15 protein-coding genes and 1 pseudogene are annotated in these 17,820 nt (G+C 62.0%); 10 read left to right on the top strand and 6 right to left on the bottom strand.

The features are described 5' to 3' along the window. The first annotated feature begins 43 nt into the window (after positions 1-43). Positions 44-940, top strand: coding sequence for a LysR substrate-binding domain-containing protein (locus GFU70_RS12165; protein ID WP_116642397.1), 897 nt, complete (start codon positions 44-46; stop codon positions 938-940). 121 nt (positions 941-1,061) lie between these two features. On the opposite strand, the pseudogene GFU70_RS12160 reads toward GFU70_RS12165, so the two are convergent. Next, positions 1,062-1,421: pseudogene (locus GFU70_RS12160) on the bottom strand (DUF6124 family protein); the annotation flags it as partial. A 916-nt stretch (positions 1,422-2,337) separates the two neighbouring features. Here GFU70_RS12160 and GFU70_RS12155 point away from each other — a divergent pair. Next, complete coding sequence (locus GFU70_RS12155; protein WP_058546335.1) at positions 2,338-2,772, top strand: nuclear transport factor 2 family protein; 435 nt, start codon at positions 2,338-2,340, stop codon at positions 2,770-2,772. A gap of 265 nt (positions 2,773-3,037) precedes the next feature. Here GFU70_RS12155 and GFU70_RS12150 read toward each other — a convergent pair whose 3' ends face one another. Then, the gene (locus GFU70_RS12150) at positions 3,038-3,961 is read right to left on the bottom strand and encodes a LysR family transcriptional regulator (RefSeq protein WP_058546334.1); all 924 of its coding nucleotides are present in this window, start codon (positions 3,959-3,961) and stop codon (positions 3,038-3,040) included. Between the two features lie 128 nt (positions 3,962-4,089). On the opposite strand from GFU70_RS12150, the gene GFU70_RS12145 reads away from it, so the two are divergent. After that, on the top strand, positions 4,090-4,296 hold the full coding sequence (locus tag GFU70_RS12145) for a tautomerase family protein (protein WP_003202537.1): 207 nt from the start codon (positions 4,090-4,092) through the stop codon (positions 4,294-4,296). Positions 4,297-4,526: 230 nt separating this feature from the next. Then, positions 4,527-5,261 (top strand): SDR family NAD(P)-dependent oxidoreductase, encoded by a 735-nt coding sequence (locus GFU70_RS12140; RefSeq protein WP_058546333.1) that lies wholly within the window; start codon positions 4,527-4,529, stop codon positions 5,259-5,261. A gap of 67 nt (positions 5,262-5,328) precedes the next feature. Here GFU70_RS12140 and GFU70_RS12135 read toward each other — a convergent pair whose 3' ends face one another. After that, a complete protein-coding gene (locus GFU70_RS12135; RefSeq protein ID WP_058546332.1) occupies positions 5,329-7,458 on the bottom strand; it encodes a TonB-dependent siderophore receptor in 2,130 nt (709 codons plus the stop codon). A gap of 262 nt (positions 7,459-7,720) precedes the next feature. Then, positions 7,721-9,112, bottom strand: a complete 1,392-nt coding sequence (locus tag GFU70_RS12130) for a PLP-dependent aminotransferase family protein (protein WP_153388106.1) — start codon at positions 9,110-9,112, stop codon at positions 7,721-7,723. 137 nt (positions 9,113-9,249) lie between these two features. Between GFU70_RS12130 and GFU70_RS12125 the strand changes: the two genes are divergently transcribed. The 6 genes from GFU70_RS12125 to GFU70_RS12100 all read left to right on the top strand — a co-directional run bounded on the left by GFU70_RS12125 (position 9,250) and on the right by GFU70_RS12100 (position 15,388). Beyond that, positions 9,250-10,416, top strand: a complete 1,167-nt coding sequence (locus GFU70_RS12125) for an MFS transporter (RefSeq protein ID WP_153388105.1) — start codon at positions 9,250-9,252, stop codon at positions 10,414-10,416. A 426-nt stretch (positions 10,417-10,842) separates the two neighbouring features. Continuing rightward, positions 10,843-11,514: a GntR family transcriptional regulator gene (locus tag GFU70_RS12120; protein ID WP_153388104.1), complete on the top strand. Its 672-nt coding sequence runs from the start codon at positions 10,843-10,845 to the stop codon at positions 11,512-11,514. A gap of 112 nt (positions 11,515-11,626) precedes the next feature. Beyond that, positions 11,627-12,559 carry a 4-hydroxyproline epimerase gene (locus tag GFU70_RS12115; RefSeq protein ID WP_058545652.1) on the top strand — a complete coding sequence of 311 codons (933 nt, stop codon included), beginning with the start codon at positions 11,627-11,629 and terminating at the stop codon, positions 12,557-12,559. Next, on the top strand, positions 12,556-13,671 hold the full coding sequence (locus GFU70_RS12110) for an NAD(P)/FAD-dependent oxidoreductase (RefSeq protein ID WP_153388103.1): 1,116 nt from the start codon (positions 12,556-12,558) through the stop codon (positions 13,669-13,671). Before GFU70_RS12115 ends, GFU70_RS12110 begins: the two co-directional genes overlap by 4 nt. 227 nt (positions 13,672-13,898) lie before the next feature. Next, the gene (locus GFU70_RS12105) at positions 13,899-14,135 is read left to right on the top strand and encodes a 2Fe-2S iron-sulfur cluster-binding protein (RefSeq protein ID WP_003202550.1); all 237 of its coding nucleotides are present in this window, start codon (positions 13,899-13,901) and stop codon (positions 14,133-14,135) included. Continuing rightward, a complete protein-coding gene (locus GFU70_RS12100; protein ID WP_058545655.1) occupies positions 14,132-15,388 on the top strand; it encodes an FAD/NAD(P)-binding oxidoreductase in 1,257 nt (418 codons plus the stop codon). Before GFU70_RS12105 ends, GFU70_RS12100 begins: the two co-directional genes overlap by 4 nt. Before the next feature lie 46 nt (positions 15,389-15,434). Here the strand turns inward: GFU70_RS12100 and GFU70_RS12095 are convergent, their stop codons facing one another. Further along, positions 15,435-16,790 carry an MBL fold metallo-hydrolase RNA specificity domain-containing protein gene (locus GFU70_RS12095; protein WP_058545656.1) on the bottom strand — a complete coding sequence of 452 codons (1,356 nt, stop codon included), beginning with the start codon at positions 16,788-16,790 and terminating at the stop codon, positions 15,435-15,437. A gap of 101 nt (positions 16,791-16,891) precedes the next feature. Next, entirely contained in the window at positions 16,892-17,782 is an 891-nt protein-coding gene (locus GFU70_RS12090; protein WP_064106808.1) for a universal stress protein, read from the bottom strand. Between the last annotated feature and the right edge of the window lie 38 nt (positions 17,783-17,820).

The raw sequence follows: 17,820 nt of genomic DNA, 5'->3' as shown, positions 1-17,820 counted from the left end.
GTCTAATCTAACTTGGCACTTGATTGATACCTGGATTGAATCAATGTTTGAACTGGCCCAGCTACGCTGCTTCACCACCGTGGCGACCGAACTCAACTTCCGTCGCGCCGCCGAACGCCTGAACATGACCCAACCTCCGCTGAGCCGGCAGATCCAATTGCTGGAGCACCACCTGGGCGTCGAGCTGTTCACCCGCAGCACCCGCAGCGTGGCACTCACCGCCGCCGGCCGGGCGTTTTTCATTGAGGCGCAGAACCTGTTGGAACAGGCGCAACAAGCTGCCGTGGCGGCCCGGCGTTTCGCCCAGGGCGACATCGGCTCGGTCACCATCAGCTTCGTCGGCAGCGCGGTGTACGAGTTTCTGCCCAAGGTGATTGCCGAGGCCCGGCTGAAACAGCCCCAGGTCAAGATCGTCCTGGCGGAGATGAACACCTATCAGCAGCACGAGGCCCTGCGCGCCCGGCGCATCGACGTTGGCATCGTCCGCTCGCCCCTGCTGGAAACCGGCTACGCTACCGAATGCCTGGTGCGCGAGCCCTTCGTGCTGGCGGTGCCCGCCGGACATCCCCTGGCCAGTGCCGAATCCGTCAGCGTCCAGGACCTGGACGGCCAACCGTTCCTCATGTACTCCCACGCCGCCTACCCGCCCTTCAACGAACTGCTCACCGGCATGCTGCGTTCGGCCCGGGTTGCGCCGCAATTCGTGCAATGGCTGGGGTCGTCGCTGACGATCCTGGCGCTGGTCAACGCCGGCATGGGCCTGGCCCTGGTACCGCGTTGCGCCAGCAGCGTGGTGTTCAAGCAGGTGGTGTTTCGCGAGATCGACCTGGGCGAAGGGGTGCAAAGCGAATTGCACCTGGTGTGGCGCGAGGACAACGACAACCCGGCGTTCACCCTGTTGCTGGAGGGGATTCGGGAGGCGGTTCGGGAAGGCTTGTGAAGGCGGAGCAACAAGGCCCATGCGGTTGGCAGTGCCTGACGGAACCCAACGTTCCACCGAGCTTTGTGGACTTAGGTTGTGAGGGCGCTTGCGGCGCCCCCCACAACACTCCCTGGCGACTACCCAGGCTTGTGTTATCCAGTACTCGATTGACCGCTAACTCACCCAACATGATGACCCGTTGCAGCACCAGCATCGTTTGGCGTCTTGGGCCGTCCGTCAATTCGGCGAGGTCGCTGACCATCACGCTGGCGGATGCCAAGGACTCGCACGCCTCAACGAGTAACGTTTCGTCATCCACCGCTGCGTCGATGGTGAAGATCGTGCTGGGCTTGCGGGGCGGTATCTGCGTTTTCGTCGCCCCGGGGTTCAGGTAATGCTTGAGCGCGCGGTCTGCCGCCTCTTTCAACTTTTCGGGGTCGAGAGAGTCGCCGTAGAGTACCGAATCGATATCCGGGGGGTTGGGAGTTACTTTGAACATAAGTGACAATTCCTACATTGGAGCTGCAACCGTTCTCGACTAAAAGAAGGGTGGCGGCTGTACGCAGGTTAGTCGACCGGTAGGAATTGGTAAAACCCGGCGCGCCCGAGGACGCCCTGCGCACAACCACCATTTAGTGCAGGAATATAAATGACCTGACTGAACGGTGCTCAAGCACCTTACCAAACCTGATGGGCGACTAAACCCGACCACTGATGGGCAGTGGCAGGTAAACGATAGAGGCCAGGGGCAAAGCGCACAAGCCGGCGGATTCTGACGCATGCGTAAGTAAGGACGCAAGGTCTCGTAGCCTTTCAGGCGTAATGTGGAATGTATTTAAACGTGTCGCGCTGGATATGTTTACGGAAATTAAACAGGGCGACTTTTCTTCGTTATTTCTTGGGGCTGTATTGGTGTAAATACAGTGTCTTACGGGACGCTTTGGCTCATCGATATTAAACAAAGTCATGCCATAGATAATACGTTGGCGGATGCTTTGGGGAATTTTCCTACAGTTAACCGGCTACAACTTGTTGCGTTATCAAATGGCACCTTGCCCGATATTTACCTGCGGTTCCTCATAGACCGATCGATATGTATTTTCAGCCTTAAAAATCACAGGTTGCAATTTGTTCCATGAGAGCTTACTCCCGCTGGGCTGTAGGAGCTGACGAGTGCAACGAGGCTGCGATCTTTCCTCTATACATTGAGTCCAAAGCGAAAGATCAAGATCAAAAGATCGCAGCCTTCGGCAGCTCCTACACAAGCCCAGCGGGAGCAAGCTCCCTCGCCACATTGTCAGCGCTCTTGAGCCATGCACCCGGCTGGTTTGCCAACATCCCACTCCTAGTTGTACGATGACCGACGAGCCCCCATCGCTCGCGCTCCCGACACCTACAAAAATAAGGAAATCCCCATGAAAAAAGCGACATTGGTCATCGGTTTCTTGTGCCTGTTCAGCGGCTACGCAGCGGCAGCCACTTCATCGGCCGAGCAGGAAGTGGCCCAGGCCGTCGACCACCTGACCCAAGCCATGCTGCACAAAGACATCCCACAACTCCAGGCACTGGCCGCCGAGAACCTGACCTACGGGCACTCCAGCGGCAAGATCCAGGACAAGAAAGCCTTCATCGCCGACATCGAAACGGGCAAGAGCGCGTTCAAGACCCTGGAAATGAAGAACCAGAAAATCACCCTGTCCGGTGATGTGGCGCTGGTGCGCCACCACTTCTCGGCACAGGCGCTCAAGGGCACTGAGGTGGTACCGACGGAGATCGAGAATTTCCAGGTCTGGCAGAAACAGAAGAATGGCAAGTGGCTGCTGATCGGTCGTCAGGCGTTTCGGTTCTGATGGAGAAATTTTCCGCGCAACGCGCCCTGGCAACTTGAAGCCGCTGTGATTCATTGTGGCGAGGGGATTTAGCGGAACGTCGCACCGCCCCGCTGGGCTGGATCCTGTAGGAGCTGCCGAAGGCTGCGATCTTTTGATTTTTCGCCTGGGACTCAAGCGTCTGGAGAAAAAAGATCGCAGCCTCGTTGCACTCGTCAGCTCCTACAGTGCCCAGCGGGGCGGTGTGACGTTTCGCTAGATCCCCTCGCCACAGGTCACAGTGACTTCAATCCGTCGCCCATTGCTGGCGGTACTGCAACAGGAAGTCCACGAAGGCGCGCACCCGTTGCGGCACGTAGCGGCCATGGGGGTACAGCAAGGTGAACGGCCGCGACCGCCCCGCATAAGGCTGGAGTACTTCCACCAAGCTGCCGTTGGCCAGTTCCTGCTCGACGATGAACCTGTAGGTCTGAAACAGCCCAGCGCCATGCCTGGCCAGCGTCACGCCACCAAGCACATCGTCCGAACAGCAATAGCCTCCTTCGCCGAACACCTCCTTTTCCTTGCCATCGACCTTGAACAACCAGGAAATCCGTCGCCCGCTGCTGGGCAATTCGAACTGGATGCACTCGTGGTCGTCCAGGTCCTCGACGGTTTGCGGCGTGCCGGCCTTGCGCAGATAGTCCGGGGACGCGACCACCACCAGTTTTGCGTCTTCCAGCAGCCGGGCGATCATCGAAGAGTCTGGCTGGGCCCGCACCCGGATGGCGAGGTCATAACCTTCGGCCACGAAATCGATGTTTCGATTGCTCAGGTGCAGGTCCACCGTCACTTGCGGGTATAGGGCCCGAAAGGTCGGCAGCAAGGGCAGGATGCGGTGATGGCCGTAGGTGGTGGGCAGGCTGATACGCAGCTGCCCGGACGGCACCGATTGCGCGCCCATCATTTCCTGTTGCGCCTCGACCAGTTGCGTCAACGCCTGGCGGCATTGCTCGAAATAGGTCTTGCCGGCTTCGGTCAGGCGAATGCTGCGAGTGGTGCGCACGAAAAGCCGTGAGCCCAGGCGCTCTTCAAGGCGAAAGATCGAGCGGCTCACCGCCGCCGGGGTTACCCCCGCCAACTGCGCCGCCGCCGTGAAGCTGCCCGCCTCCGCCGCCAGGCAGAACAGTTCTATGCTGCCCAATTGCAGGTCTTCGAAATGACGCTTCATGATTCATTACACCGCGTATCAACTGAAGTTTCGAAAAGCCTGTTTATCAGTCTGCGGCGTATAAATACAGTGACCTTCCAACACGCGGGCGTTGTCCTGCGTCCATTTCCCATCAGCTGGAGTGCACCATGCCTTTCGTCAATGTGCGAATTACCCGAGACGGCGTCACCCGTGAACAGAAAGCCCAGGTGATTTCTGAAATCACCGAAACCCTCCAGCGTGTGCTGGGCAAGGATCCGCACTTGACCCATATCGTGATCGAGGAAGTCGACACGGATAATTGGGGATACGCGGGGATGACGACGACGCAGTATCGAAGCCTTCCCAAGGAATAACGCTCTGCCCCTCCCGAGCCCGGTCCGATTGACCGGGCTTTTTTCTGCGCGCGAACCGGACAGCCTGACAAGCTCGCACAGGGATTTATAGGCATTTCAGATTGATTACATGATGTATCAACTCAAATACCAGAAGCCTTGTTTATCAAACCCTGGCGCATCAATACCCTGAGCTCAACCACCGCCAACACAGGCGTACCGGTTCAACTCAATGTGATCAGGAGTCAATCATGAGCCTCAACAAAACCGTCATCATCACCGGCGCGTCCAGCGGGATCGGCCTGGGTTTGGTCAAGGCGTTCCTGGCCCGGGGGTATAACGTGGTGGGCAATGCTCGCTCCCCGTCTGGCCTGGAGGCTGCCGCCGCCGACCTCGGCCACCCGGCCGGTTTCCTCGGCGTGGCCGGCGACATCGCAGACCCGGCCACTTCAACCACCCTCATCACCCAAGCCGTCGAGGTGTTTGGCGCCGTTGATGGGCTGGTGAACAACGCCGGGTTCTTCCTGCCAAAACCCTTCGTCGAATACAGCCCCCAAGACCTGGACGCGCTGCTGGACACCAACCTCAAGGGCCTGGTCTACGCCAGCCAGGCCGCTGCCGCGCACATGATCGGGCGCCAGCAAGGCTTCATCATCAACATTTCGGCCGCCGTGGCCTTGCAACCGAACATCCAGGTGCCAGCAGCGCTGCCGGTGTTGATCAAGGGCGGGGTCAACCAGATGACCCGCGCCCTGGCCCTGGAACTGTCGCCCCACAACATCAAGGTCAACGCGGTCGCCCCCGGCATCATCGACACGCCCATGCACGACCCGGCGCACCGCGAATTCCTCGACAACCTGGCCCCGGCCGGTCGCGTGGGCACCATCGAGGAAATTGCCGAGGCGGTGTTGTACCTGGCGGGCGCTGATTTCACGACGGGCGCGATACTGCCGGTGGACGGCGGGATGAGCACAGGCAAGTGGTAAAGAGGCAAGTGGTAAAAAACAAAAACCCCGAAGGCCGGACCTTCGGGGTTTTCATGAAACACGGAACTCAGAGCGTGTAGGAAATACCAGCCTGCACAGTCCGCGGTGCACCTGGGTAGGCGTAGACGCCACCGAACGCGCCCTCTTCGTAATCGGCGTCGAACAGGTTCTTCAGGTCCAGGTTGAGGCGAATCCGCTCGTTGACCTTGTAGTAGCCGAGCAGGTCGACGACGGTGTAGCTGTCCATGGTAAAGGTGCTGGCTGCCGTATTACCGGCCCGCTCATCGACGTACTTGGCGCCCAGGCCCAGGCCGAGCCCCTTGAGGCCACCGTCCTGGAATTCGTAGACGTTCAACAGGCTGAAGGCATTCCTGGGCACGTTGAGCAAGCGGGTGCCGGACGGGATGCTATTGTCCTTGATCACTTCGGCATCCACATAGGCGTAGCCACCGATCATGCGCCACTGCGGCGTCAAATTACCCGCCACATTCAAGTCGAAACCACGACTGCGCACTTCGCCGGCGGCCACTTTGAAGTCCTGGTCCACTGGATCGGGGGTCAGTACGTTACGCTTTTCGATCTGATACACCGCAGCGTCGACACTCAACTGGCGATCCAGTGCTTCCCACTTGACGCCCATTTCGAAGGACTTGCCTTCTTCCGGCTTGAACCCTCCCCCTGCGCTGCTGCGGCCGGTGTTAGGTTTGAACGAACGAGCGGTATTGGCATACACCGCCACGGTGTCGGTCAGGTCGTAGATCATTCCCAGCCGCGGGGTCACGGCACTGTCGCTCACGTTCCAGTTTCCCGTGTCGGTCACGAACGTCTTGTACTTATGCTCGAACCGCTCAAAACGTGCCCCGGCCAACAATTTCAAACGCTCAGTCAGCGCCACCTGATCCTGGACGAACACACCAAACGTCTTGAGGTTTTCCTGGTCATCGGTGGGCGTGCGCGTCAACGCCGGGCGTGGCTGGCCATACACCGGGTCGAAGATATCGATCGGGTAGGCACCAGCACCTGCGGCGGAACGTTGGATGATGGACTGGTAGTCGTAGTCTTCATACTCGATGCCCGTCAGCAGCGTGTGCTCGAACCCGCCGGTGGAGAAATGCCCGGTGAGGTTGAGCTGGGTGTCGCGATCGGTCCATTCCAGCTTGCGGTAGTTGAAGTTACGACCCAGGCTGCGCCCATCGGCAGCGATGCCGTTGCCTTCCACGGCATTGCCCTGCAGGGTGCCGTCGAGCCATTGGGTACCGCCGGCTAGGGTCCAGTCGTCGTTGAGCATGTGCTCGAAACGCACCTGCAGCATGTTGTTGTCGTTGTGCAGCTTGCCGGCGTCTTTCTCGCCGAAGAACGTATCGCGCGACGCGGTGCCGCGCTGGCCGGCGTAATGGGTCAAGCCGCGGTCCAGAGGAGCGTTGTTGCGCATGAAGTCGCCTTCGAAGGTCAGGCGCGTGGTGTCGTTGACCTGCCAGGTCACCACGGGCGCGATGCCGTAACGCTCGGTCTCGACGTGGTCGCGGAACGTGTCGCCACCCTCGCCGATCACGTTCAAGCGATAAGCCAAGCGCCCTTCTTCATCCAACGGACCAGACGCGTCCAGCGTACCGCGACGCATCCCCTGGTCACTGACCTGGCTGCCCAGGGTCACCGTGCGCTCGGCCAACGGCTGCTTGGACACCACGTTGAAGGTACCGCCCGGGTCGCCACGGCCATAGAGCATGGTGGCCGGACCGCGCAGGACTTCCAGTCGCTCGATGGTGTTGGCGTCCGGCATGTTCGGGTAGCCACGGTTGATCGGGAAACCGTTGCGGTAGAACTCCCCGGTGGTGAAACCGCGTACGGTGAAGGTGGTCAGGCCCTGGCCGCCGAAGTTGTTGCCCCGGCCGACCCCGCCGGCATAATCGAGGGCGTCTTGCAGGCGCGTGGCACCCAGGTCTTCGACAACGTCGCGGGACACCACGGAAATGGATTGCGGGGTTTCATGGATCGCCGTGTCGGTGCGGGTCGCACTGGCCGAACGGGTGGCGTGATAGCCCTTCACCGGGCCCTGGGCTGATTCATAGTCTGCAGTGCCGACAATGTCCGTGGCTTGCAGCTCAAGGGTCGACGGGGTGGCAGGGATTGACTCTTCTGCCCAGGTGGAAACGGAATAAGCCTGGAGCACACACAGTGAAACGAGAATCCGACGCATCGATGCACAATCCTAATGGAAAAAAGCCACCACATCTGGAGGCTGACAAGAATGTGTCGCGAAAGATACAACAACTCATTCCCGTTTGATATTTATTCCCATTAACACTGTTATTTTTTTTGTGACCGTTTAGTCCGCTATCGCGAGCAAGCTTTGCTCCCACAGAGATCTTCAGTGGGTACAAGTCTTGTGACTGGCCCCGGCCCTCCCCTGTGGGAGCAAAGCTTGCTCGCGATGGCGCCAGAACAATCCCCCCCATACCCTATTGGCCTACCGCAATCGACTCCTGCTCCACCCGCTGGAAGAACACCTGCGCACGATGATCCTGGGTATAAGCCACGTTCAACCGCAACCAGTCACACGCCTCGCCCTGGGGCAGGAACGTCGAGCCTTGGGACAGTTGGATTTGCAGTTCCCGGGCGATCTGCTGAACCCGTTGTGCCGCCAGGCGTCGAGGCCTGGCCCAGACGAACAGGCCTCCCATCGGCTCGGCAAATACCTCCCAGTGGGCCGGGTCCAACTGGCGCAGCGTGCTCGCCATCTGCTTGTTCAGGCGCTGGCGCAAGCGCTGGATCAGCTTGCGATAAGCACCGTTGGCCAACAACGTCGCCACCACGTTTTCCGCCAGCAGCGAACACCCGATGCCGGTAATCATCTTGACTTCGGCCAGGCGCTGGATGATTTCGGGGTGAGCGACCACGTAGCCGATGCGCAGCGAACTGGACAGCGTCTTGGAAAAACTCGCCAGGTAGATCACCCGGTCCAGGGCATCCAGGGAGGCCAGGCGTGACGTCGGGCCATTCTGGAAGTCGGCGTAGATGTCATCCTCGATGAGGCGAAAGTCATGGGCCGTTGCCAGTTGCAGCAGACGATAGGCCACGCTCGGCGCCAGGCTGGTCCCGGTGGGGTTCTGGTACATGCTGTTGATGAAGAAATACGAGGGTTTATGCTCGCCGAGAAGCAGTTCCAGGCTGGCGATGTCCGGGCCTTGCGCGGTCCTTGGCACCGCCAGGGTCTGGACCCCATGCAGTTTCAGCAGGTTGAACAGGTTGTAGTAGCCGGGGCTTTCCACCAGCACCAGGTCACCGGGCTTGAGCAGGGTTCGCACCAGCAGGTCGAGGCCCTGGCTGGCGCCTTGGGTGGTGATGATTTGCGCCGGGTCGACATGAATATCGATCAGGCCCAGGCGCTTTTGAAGGTGCAGGCGCAGATGAGGCGAGCCCAACGGGGTGCTGTAGTTGAACAACGCGTGGTTGTCGCTGCGCACCACCTGGCGGATCGCCTGGCCCAGGTCGGTGTCGTCTCGCCAGGCATCGGGTAGCCAGCCACACCCCATCTTGAGCTGCGTCGATTCATTGTCGAACAACCGCCACCGCGGATTATCCGTTTCGGGCTCCGGCTCCACGGGTCGGACCCACTGCTGCGCGACAAAAAAACCGGCGCCGTGCCGGGACTCCAGTACCCCACTGGCGACCAGTTGGTCATAGGCCTTGATCACGCTCGACAGGCTCAGGCTGTTTTCCCGGGCCAGCTGGCGAATGGACGGCATGCGCGCACCGGGGCGGATGCCATGGGCGTTGATCCAGCCCATGAGGTGCGTCACGAGCTGCCGAATCACGGGCTCGGCAACGTTGCGATCAATCTTCAGGTCCACAGCGGGCACTCTTGGCTAAGTGTTCTCTAATTTTTAGCGAACAGTTAAGCACAAATGGCCTGGGTCTGTTCCTTGTTTGCGTTGTGCCCGCACGTGATAGTCCCCGGGACTTCATGCACTTCCCTTAAGGAACACCCTTGAACCCACAGCATCGACATTCCTGGGGGCTGGCTTTCGGCCTTTGCCTGATCACCCTTGCGGTCAACCTGCAGGCGCCGCTGTACACCACCTACGCGCAGTTGTCCGGCTACGGCGTCGGTGCCACGGCGGTGGCGTTTTCCGGTTATGTGCTGGGCGTGCTTCCCGTCTTGCTGGCGTTCGGCGGGCTGGCCGACCGGGTGGGACGCAAACCGTTGATCCTGGTCGCCCTCGGGCTGTCGATGCTGGCGACCCTGGTGACACTGCTCTGGCCAAGCCTGGAGGCGCTGGGTGTGGCGCGCCTGATGTTGGGGGTCGGAACAGGACTGGCCTCGGCCACATCGACCGCCTATATGACCGAGCTCATGGCAACCCGCGATCCCCGCTCGCCGGCCAACCGGGTCACCGCCAGCACCTCCCTGGGGTTTGGCCTGGGCGCGGCGTTGACCAGCCTGTTCCTGTTGGTCCACCACAGCGCCACGCCCGGCAGCTTCTGGTTGCAATTGATGTTGGCCGCCATCGCGATCGTCGTGGTCTGGCGGCTACCGGACCCGGCGCTGAAAATCAAAGACGCACCGCTGCTGCGCCTGCCTTTGTTTCCCCCCGGCAGCCTGCCCTACAGTTTTTCCATGCTGCTGGCCTGGGCGACCTCGGGCCTGGTCATAGCCATATTGCCATCGGTGCTGGCGACCCATGATTTGCAGCGTTGGTCGGGCCTGTCGACCTTCACGGTCATCAGTTGCGGCCTGCTCTTCCAGCCCTGGGTTCGGCGCATGCAGCCGGCCAGGGCCACGGGTTTGGGCCTGTTGATCCTGCCCGCGAGCTACGCGTTGCTGGCCTGGGGCGCGAGCGCTGGCTCCCTGCTCGCCGTATTGCTCGGAGCACTGGGCGCCAGCAGCGCTTGCTACGGTTTCCTGTACCTGGGCGGGTTGTCAGCCGTCACAGCCATGGCCGGCACGGAAAAGGCCCGGGTCAGTGCCGGATTCTTCCTGTTCGCCTATGTCGGGTTCAGCATCCCAGTGGTGGTAACCGGGTTGCTGGCCGATCATTTCGGCGCTGACGTGGCATTGATCGTCTTCGGCCTGGCGCTGCTGGCGGGGGCGTCGGTCACCGGATGGCGGATCGTCCGGACAGAGGCTTACGTGAGCCACCTGTCCCACAGCTGAACACCCCCCCTGGCAATAGATGCTGCGTAGGAGCTATAAGAACTGTGTAGGAGCTGCGTAGGAGCTGTGTAGGAGCTGTCGAGTGCAACGAGGCTGCGATCTTTCCCCTGCCAATTGAGTCTTGAGCGAACGATCAAAAGATCAAGATCAAAATCAAGATCAAGATCAAGATCAAGATCAAGATCAAGATCAAAAGATCGCAGGCTTCGCCAGCTCCTACAGAGGCCTACCGTATGAGCTGTAGGAGTTGTGTAGGAGCTGTCGAGTGCAACGAGGCTGCGATCTTTCCACTGCCAATTGAGTTGTGAGCGAAAGATCAAGATCAAAAGATCGCAGGCTTCGCCAGCTCCTACAGAGCCTCCCGGGGACACCGCGCCCGGCAAAGTCGTATACCATATCCCCACCTAAGCCGAACGACCCGCCGCCGTGACTTTATCCAAGTTCAACCTGCCTGACCTGGGCAACACCCCTTCCACCTCGGAAATCATCACCCGCCACCTGCGCGATGCCATCGTGGCCGGGCACTTTGCCGAGGACGAGCCCATTCGCCAGGATGACATCGCCCGGCAGTTCAACGTCAGCAAGATCCCCGTGCGCGAAGCCCTCAAGCGCCTGGAGGCCGAGGGCCTGGTGATGTTCCAGCGCAATCGTGGGGCGATGGTGACGCGCATTTCCGAGGCGGAGCTGGCGCAGATGTTCGAAGTGCGGATGCTGCTGGAAGACAAAGTGCTGCGCCTGGCGATTCCCAACATGACCGAAGCCACCTTCGCCCGCGCCGAAAGCATCTGCCGGGAGTTCGTCGGTGAAGACGACGTAGGCCGCTGGGCCGAGCTGAACTGGCAACTGCATGCCTGCCTCTACGAACCGGCGCAACGGCCCTTCATGGTTAGTTTGATCCGCTCGGTGCACGACAAGCTGGAGCGCTACTTGCGCATGCAGATGAGCCTTTCGGCGGGCAAGGACCGCGCCGATCACGAGCACCGGGAAATCATCAAGGCCTGCCGCGCCGGTGATGTCGAGCAGGCGGTGAAGTTGCTGGACGAACACATCGCCGGGGTCTGCGAGACCTTGTTCAAGTACCTGCCTTCCAGCCATTGATGCGCTGGCGCTGTGCCGATTTCGTCATTGGTGGCAAATAAAACCCTCAAGCCGTCGCCCCCCGGCGCGGGCCACGCTTGCCGTCACTCATCTGAACGGACGTGGCCCTCCCATGAAACGCATCACCGTGATCGATTCCCATACCGGCGGCGAACCGACCCGACTGGTCACCGACGGTTTTCCTGACCTGGGCCAGGGCAGCATGGCCGAGCGCAAGCAACGCCTGGCCACGGAACACGACGCCTGGCGCACCGCCTGCGTGCTGGAACCCCGGGGCAGCGATGTGCTGGTGGGCGCGTTGCTCTGCGAGCCGGTGGACCCCAGTGCCTGTGCCGGCGTGATCTTTTTCAATAACAGCGGCTACCTGGGCATGTGCGGCCACGGCACCATCGGCCTGGTGGCGTCACTGGCCCACCTGGGCCGGATCGGCCCCGGCGTGCACAGCATCGAAACCCCGGTGGGCACGGTACAGGCCACCTTGCACGAGGACCGCTCGGTCAGCGTGCGCAACGTGCCAGCCTATCGTTACCGCAAGGCACTGGCCCTGGAGGTGCCCGGCATCGGCCAGGTAGTGGGCGATGTGGCCTGGGGCGGCAACTGGTTTTTCCTGATCGCCGAACACGGCCAGCGCGTGGCCGGCGATAACCTCGACCGGTTGACCGCCTACACCTACGCCGTGCAGCAAGCCTTGGAGCAGCAAGGTTTTCGCGGCGAAGACGACGGCCTGATCGACCACATCGAACTGTTCGCCGACGACCCGCAAGCCGACAGCCGCAACTTCGTGCTCTGCCCGGGCAAGGCCTATGACCGCTCCCCTTGCGGCACCGGCACCAGCGCCAAACTGGCGTGCCTGGCGGCCGATGGAAAACTGCAACCCGGTCAGATCTGGCGCCAGGCCAGTGTCATTGGCAGCGAGTTCGAGGGCTCCTATGAGCACTCGGGCGAGCGCATCGTGCCGACCATTCGCGGTCGTGCCTACATCAGCGCCGAAACCACCCTGATCATCGAGGCGGATGACCCGTTCGCCTGGGGCATTCGTCCGTGAGCAACGGCCATGTCGCCGACGTGATCATCATTGGCGCGGGCATCATCGGTGCGGCCTGTGCCCAGGCGTTGGCCCGACGCAACCTCAACGTGTTGGTGCTGGACGCCGGTTGGCACGGCGCCACGGCGGCCGGCATGGGGCATCTGCTGGTGCTCGATGACAACCCGGCGGAGCTGGCCCTCAGTCAATATTCCCTGCAACGCTGGCGCGAACTGGCCCCGGCCCTGCCCGACGGCTGCGCCTGGCGCAACAACAGCACTTTGTGGCTGGCGGCCAATGCCGAAGAAATGGCGGTGGCCCATAGCAAATACCTGAACCTGCTGGCCCATGGCGAAGCCTGTGAACTGATCGGCCATGCCACCCTGCATCAGCGCGAACCCGAACTGCGCCCAGGGCTGGAAGGTGGGCTGCTGATCAAGGGCGATGGCATCCTCTACGCCCCGGCAGCCGCGCGCTGGATGCTGGACGCGCCCAACATTCGCCAGCAACGGGCACAGGTCAGCGAAGTCGACGGTCATCGCGTGCGCCTCGACGACGGTCGCTGGTTGAGCGCCGAAGCGGTGATTCTCGCCAATGGCATCCAGGCCACTGAATTGTGCCCGGAACTGCCGATCGAGCCGAAGAAGGGCCACCTGCTGATCACCGACCGCTACCCCGCCACCGTCACCCACACCCTGGTGGAACTGGGCTACGTCACCAGCGCCCATAACGCCAGTGGGCCGTCGGTGGCGTGCAATATCCAACCACGCCCGACCGGACAACTGTTCATCGGCGCCTCGCGGCAGTTCGGCACCGTGGATCCGCAGGTGGAAGGCTGGATGCTGGCGAAGATGCTCAAGCGCGCCGTCGAATACCTGCCAGGGTTGGCGCATCTGAACGGCATCAGGGCCTGGACCGGTTTTCGCGCAGCAAGCCCCGACGGCTTGCCCCTGGTGGGCCAACATCCGCAGCGCCAGGGGCTGTGGCTGGCGGTGGGCCACGAAGGCCTGGGCGTCACCACGGCGCCGGCAACGGCCGACCTGCTCGTCGCGCAGCTGTTCGACGAAACTTCACCACTGGCCGCGCAGCCTTATCTGCCGCAGCGTTTTTTGGGAGAACCGGCCCATGCCTGAAGCCCGACACACATCCCCTGTGGCGAGGGAGCTTGCTCCCGCAGGGCTCTGTAGGAGCTGGCGAAGCCTGCGATCTTTTGATCTTTCGCTTGAGATTCCAGCTATCAGGAAAAAGATCGCAGCCTCGCTCCGCTCGACAGCTCCTACAGGCCCAGCGGGAGCAAGCTCCCTCGCCACAGGTTCGGGGTGCGCTTCTGACATCCGCTTAGCCAAGGAGGATTGGCCCCATGCCTGACTTGTTCCTGGACGGCCGCCCGCTGTCAGTCGCCAACGGCACCAGCGTCGCGGCGGCATTGGCGTTGGGCGCCGATGGTTGCAGTCGCACCTCGGTCAGCGGCCAGCGCCGTGCGCCCTTGTGCGGCATGGGTATCTGCCAGGAGTGCCGGGTGTTGATCGACGGCCGTCGGCGCCTGGCCTGCCAGACCCTGTGCCACGACGGCATGCAGGTGCAGACCCGACCATGAACGAAGCCACCGACCTGCTGATCATCGGCGCCGGCCCCGCCGGCATGGCCGCCGCCCTCGCCGCAGCCAGCAGCGGCGCGCGCATCGTGCTGCTGGACGACAACCCGCTGCCCGGCGGGCAGATCTGGCGCGACGGCCCCCAGGCCAACCTGCCCAGCGCCGCCCGACGCCTGCGCGAGCAACTGCAAACCTGCGCCAACGTACGCTGCCATGCCGGCACTCGGGTGATCGCCTGCGCGGCGGATAAAACCTTGCTGGTGGAAGATGCCGAGCGCGGCTGGCAGATCACCTACGAGCGCTTGATCCTCTGCACCGGTGCCCGTGAGTTGCTGCTGCCGTTTCCTGGCTGGACACTCCCCGGCGTGACCGGCGCTGGCGGCTTGCAGGCGCTGATCAAGGGGGGCTTGCCGGTGCGCGGCGAACGGCTGGTGATCGCCGGCAGTGGTCCCTTGCTGTTGGCCAGCGCCGCCACGGCAAAACATCAAGGCGCACAGCTGTTGTGCATCGCCGAGCAGGCCAGTCGCACCGCCGTCGCCGGTTTCGCCGCGCAATTGCCACGTTGGCCGGGCAAATTTGTCCAATCGCTCAGTCTGTTCGACCGACACTACCGCACAGGCACCCACGTGCTGGAGGCGCTCGGTCGGGAGCGGCTCGAGGGCGTGCGCCTGCTGCAACAAGGCAAGACGATTGAGTTGGCCTGCGACCGGCTGGCCTGTGGCTTCGGGCTCATTGCCAATACTCAATTAGGCCAGGCCCTGGGCTGCGCGGTTGAAGACCAGGCGCTGGCGGTTGACGCCTGGCAAGCGACCACTCGCCATGAACATTACGCGGCAGGCGAATGCACCGGTTTTGGCGGCAGCGAACTGGCGCTGGTAGAAGGCGCCATCGCCGGCCATGCCGCCGTCGGCAATAGCGCAGCCGCCCGGCACCTGTGGCCGCGCCGCACTCGTTGGCAGGGTTTCGCCGGGGCATTGAACAAGGCCTTCGCCCTCGATCCACGGCTCAAGACACTGGCCCGCTGCGATACCCTGGTCTGCCGCTGCGAAGACGTGCCATATGGCGAACTGGCCGGCCACGAAAACTGGCGCCAAGCGAAGCTGGCAAGCCGCTGCGGCATGGGTGCCTGCCAGGGCCGGGTGTGCGGCGCCGCCCTGGAACACCTGTTCGGCTGGACACCACCGGCGCCCCGTCCACCTTTCAGCCCGGCGCGGATCGACACCTTGCTGAACCTGGAACAGCCCCCACCTACCTGAACCCGACTCTAACCCCCTTGTGGGGCTTGCTCGCGAAGGCGGTCGTTCAGAGTTCCACGCTATCGCGGTACTCCGGCACCGATACCGACCAACCCAATTCGTCGCGAATGCGATGGCGCAAGACATCGGATGCATTGGGCTCGCCATGCACGACATAGGTGTGCCGGGGGGGTGTCTTGAAGCCGCGCAGCCATTGCATGATTTCGTCAGCATCGGCATGGGCCGACAGCGTTTGCATGGACACCACTTCGGCATTGATCGGCACGTCCTTGCCATGGATGCGCACCGCAGGTTCGCCCGCCACAATCCTGGCGCCTCGCGTACCGCCTGCCTGGAAACCGGGCATCAGCAACGTGTTGATGGGGTTGGGCGCCAGGCTCTTGAGGTGATGCAGCACCCTTCCCCCCGTAGCCATGCCACTGGCGGCGATGATCACCGCCGGGGTGCGTTGCAGGTCCAGGGCCATGGAGTCCTTGACCGAGCGCACCGGATGGGCGATGTGGCACATGCCCTCGCACTCTTCCTTGGAGAGGCGATGCTCGTCGCCAAAGCGCTGGTACAACCGGGTGACGTCGATGGCCATGGGGCTGTTGAGATAGATCGGGATATCGGGGATCGCCCGACGTTGCTTCAGGCGATACAGGTGGTACATCAGCAACTGGGCACGGCCGACCGTGAACGAGGGCACCAGGGTGATGCCACGGCGCAGCGCGGTGCGGGTAATGACATCGGCCAATTGATCTTCGGGCAATTGATGTGGGTGCCGACGGTCGCCATAGGTGGACTCCACCAACAGGACATCCGCCTGCTCGATGGTCTGTGGCGCGAACATCACCGGATCCTCGGGTCGCCCCAGGTCCCCGGAACAGACCAGCGTCACCCCACCGGCCTGGACCTGTACCGTCGCGGCCCCCAGGATATGCCCGGCGCGACGCAGCAGGATGGAGATACCCCGGGCGATCTCCACCGGGTGTTCGAAGGCAATCGGGCGCAGCAGTTTCAGCGCGCGTTCAGCGTGTTCGCGGGTGTATAGCGGGAATGCCGGCGTGTGTTTGGAAAACCCCTTGCGGTTGGCGTATTCAGCTTCTTCTTCCTGCAGGCGGGCGCTGTCGCGTAGCAGGATCTTCACCAGCTCGCAGGTCGCCGGAGTGGCGTAGATGGGGCCGCGATAGCCATTGCGCGCCATGACCGGCAAGTACCCGCTGTGGTCCAGATGAGCGTGGGTCAATACGATCGCATCCAGGTCGCGCATCGGCAGTTCGAAGGGATCCCAGTTGTGCAGGCGCAACTGCTTGTAGCCCTGGAACAGGCCGCAATCGATCAGGATGCGCTGTTCGTCGTGTTCCAGCAGGTACTTGCTGCCGGTAACGGTGCCTGCGGCCCCGAGAAATGTCATGCGCATGGCGGTGCTCCTGGGCAATCGATGGAATAGCTATTGGTCGCATTGTTTGCCCAGGCGGGCTTTGATTCCCGTCAATCACTTAGCCGCCAGGGCCCATTTCGTCAGACCGCCAGGACACTGCACTGCACCTGGTACAGGATGTGTTCTGTCGTACTGCCCAGCAGCCCAAACGGATCATGGTGCTGGGATCGGCCCATGACGATCACATCCACGTCATGCTCCAAGGCAAATTCACTGAGCGCCGAGACCGGATGCCCCAGCAAAAACTGCCGGCGCTCGGCAGGCACGCCGAACAGGTTGGCCAGTTCCAGGAAGGATTTTTCCAGGCTGCGGCGCAGTTCCTTGCTGAGCTGCGACAGCGACAACTCGCCGCTCCCCACATCGCCCAGGTGGACCGAAGACACCTCGAAGGCGTGAACCAGATGCAACTCGGCGTCGCATTGCAGCGCCAGGCTCAGCGCCTGGCGAATAATCCGGTCGTTGAGCCCGCTGTTCTGTGCAAATGCACTGGAAGGGTCCACTGCCGCGACCACTTTGCGCGGCAAAGCGTGACCGCCAGCGCCCACCATGTACAACGCAACGGGGCACTTGCGCAGCAGGTGCCAATCCAACGGCGTGTAGAACGCGCGCTTGAGCAGGGATTCATGCTGGACCTGTTTGATCAGCAGGTCGGGGTGGAACTGCTCGACGTGTTGCAGGATCCGCTCACGCATGGCATCGGCCCACGCCACTTCCGTGGTGACCCGCAGCCCTCGACGACGCATTTTGTCGGCTTCTTCCTCCAGCCAATCACGCTGGTCCTGGAAATAGTTCTGGCGCGCGTCTTCGCGAGGCGCCTCTTCAAGCAACGACAGAATGTCCAGCGAGGGTATCAACGCGATGACATGCAAATGCGCCTCGCTGGCGGCCGCCAGGGCGGCGGCGTGATGAAGGGCGGGAGAATGTCGTTGTGCCGGGTTGAGGATCAGCAACAGGCGTTGGTACTGGCTCATGATGGATCTCCAGGGTCGGGCTCGGACGCCGCAGTGCA

The organism is Pseudomonas brassicacearum (assembly GCF_009601685.2).
In the GTDB taxonomy this organism is placed as follows: Bacteria; Pseudomonadota; Gammaproteobacteria; order Pseudomonadales; family Pseudomonadaceae; genus Aquipseudomonas; species Aquipseudomonas kilonensis_B.
The sequence above is the reverse complement of the archived record's forward strand: the minus strand, read 5'-3'. Positions and strand labels throughout refer to the sequence as shown.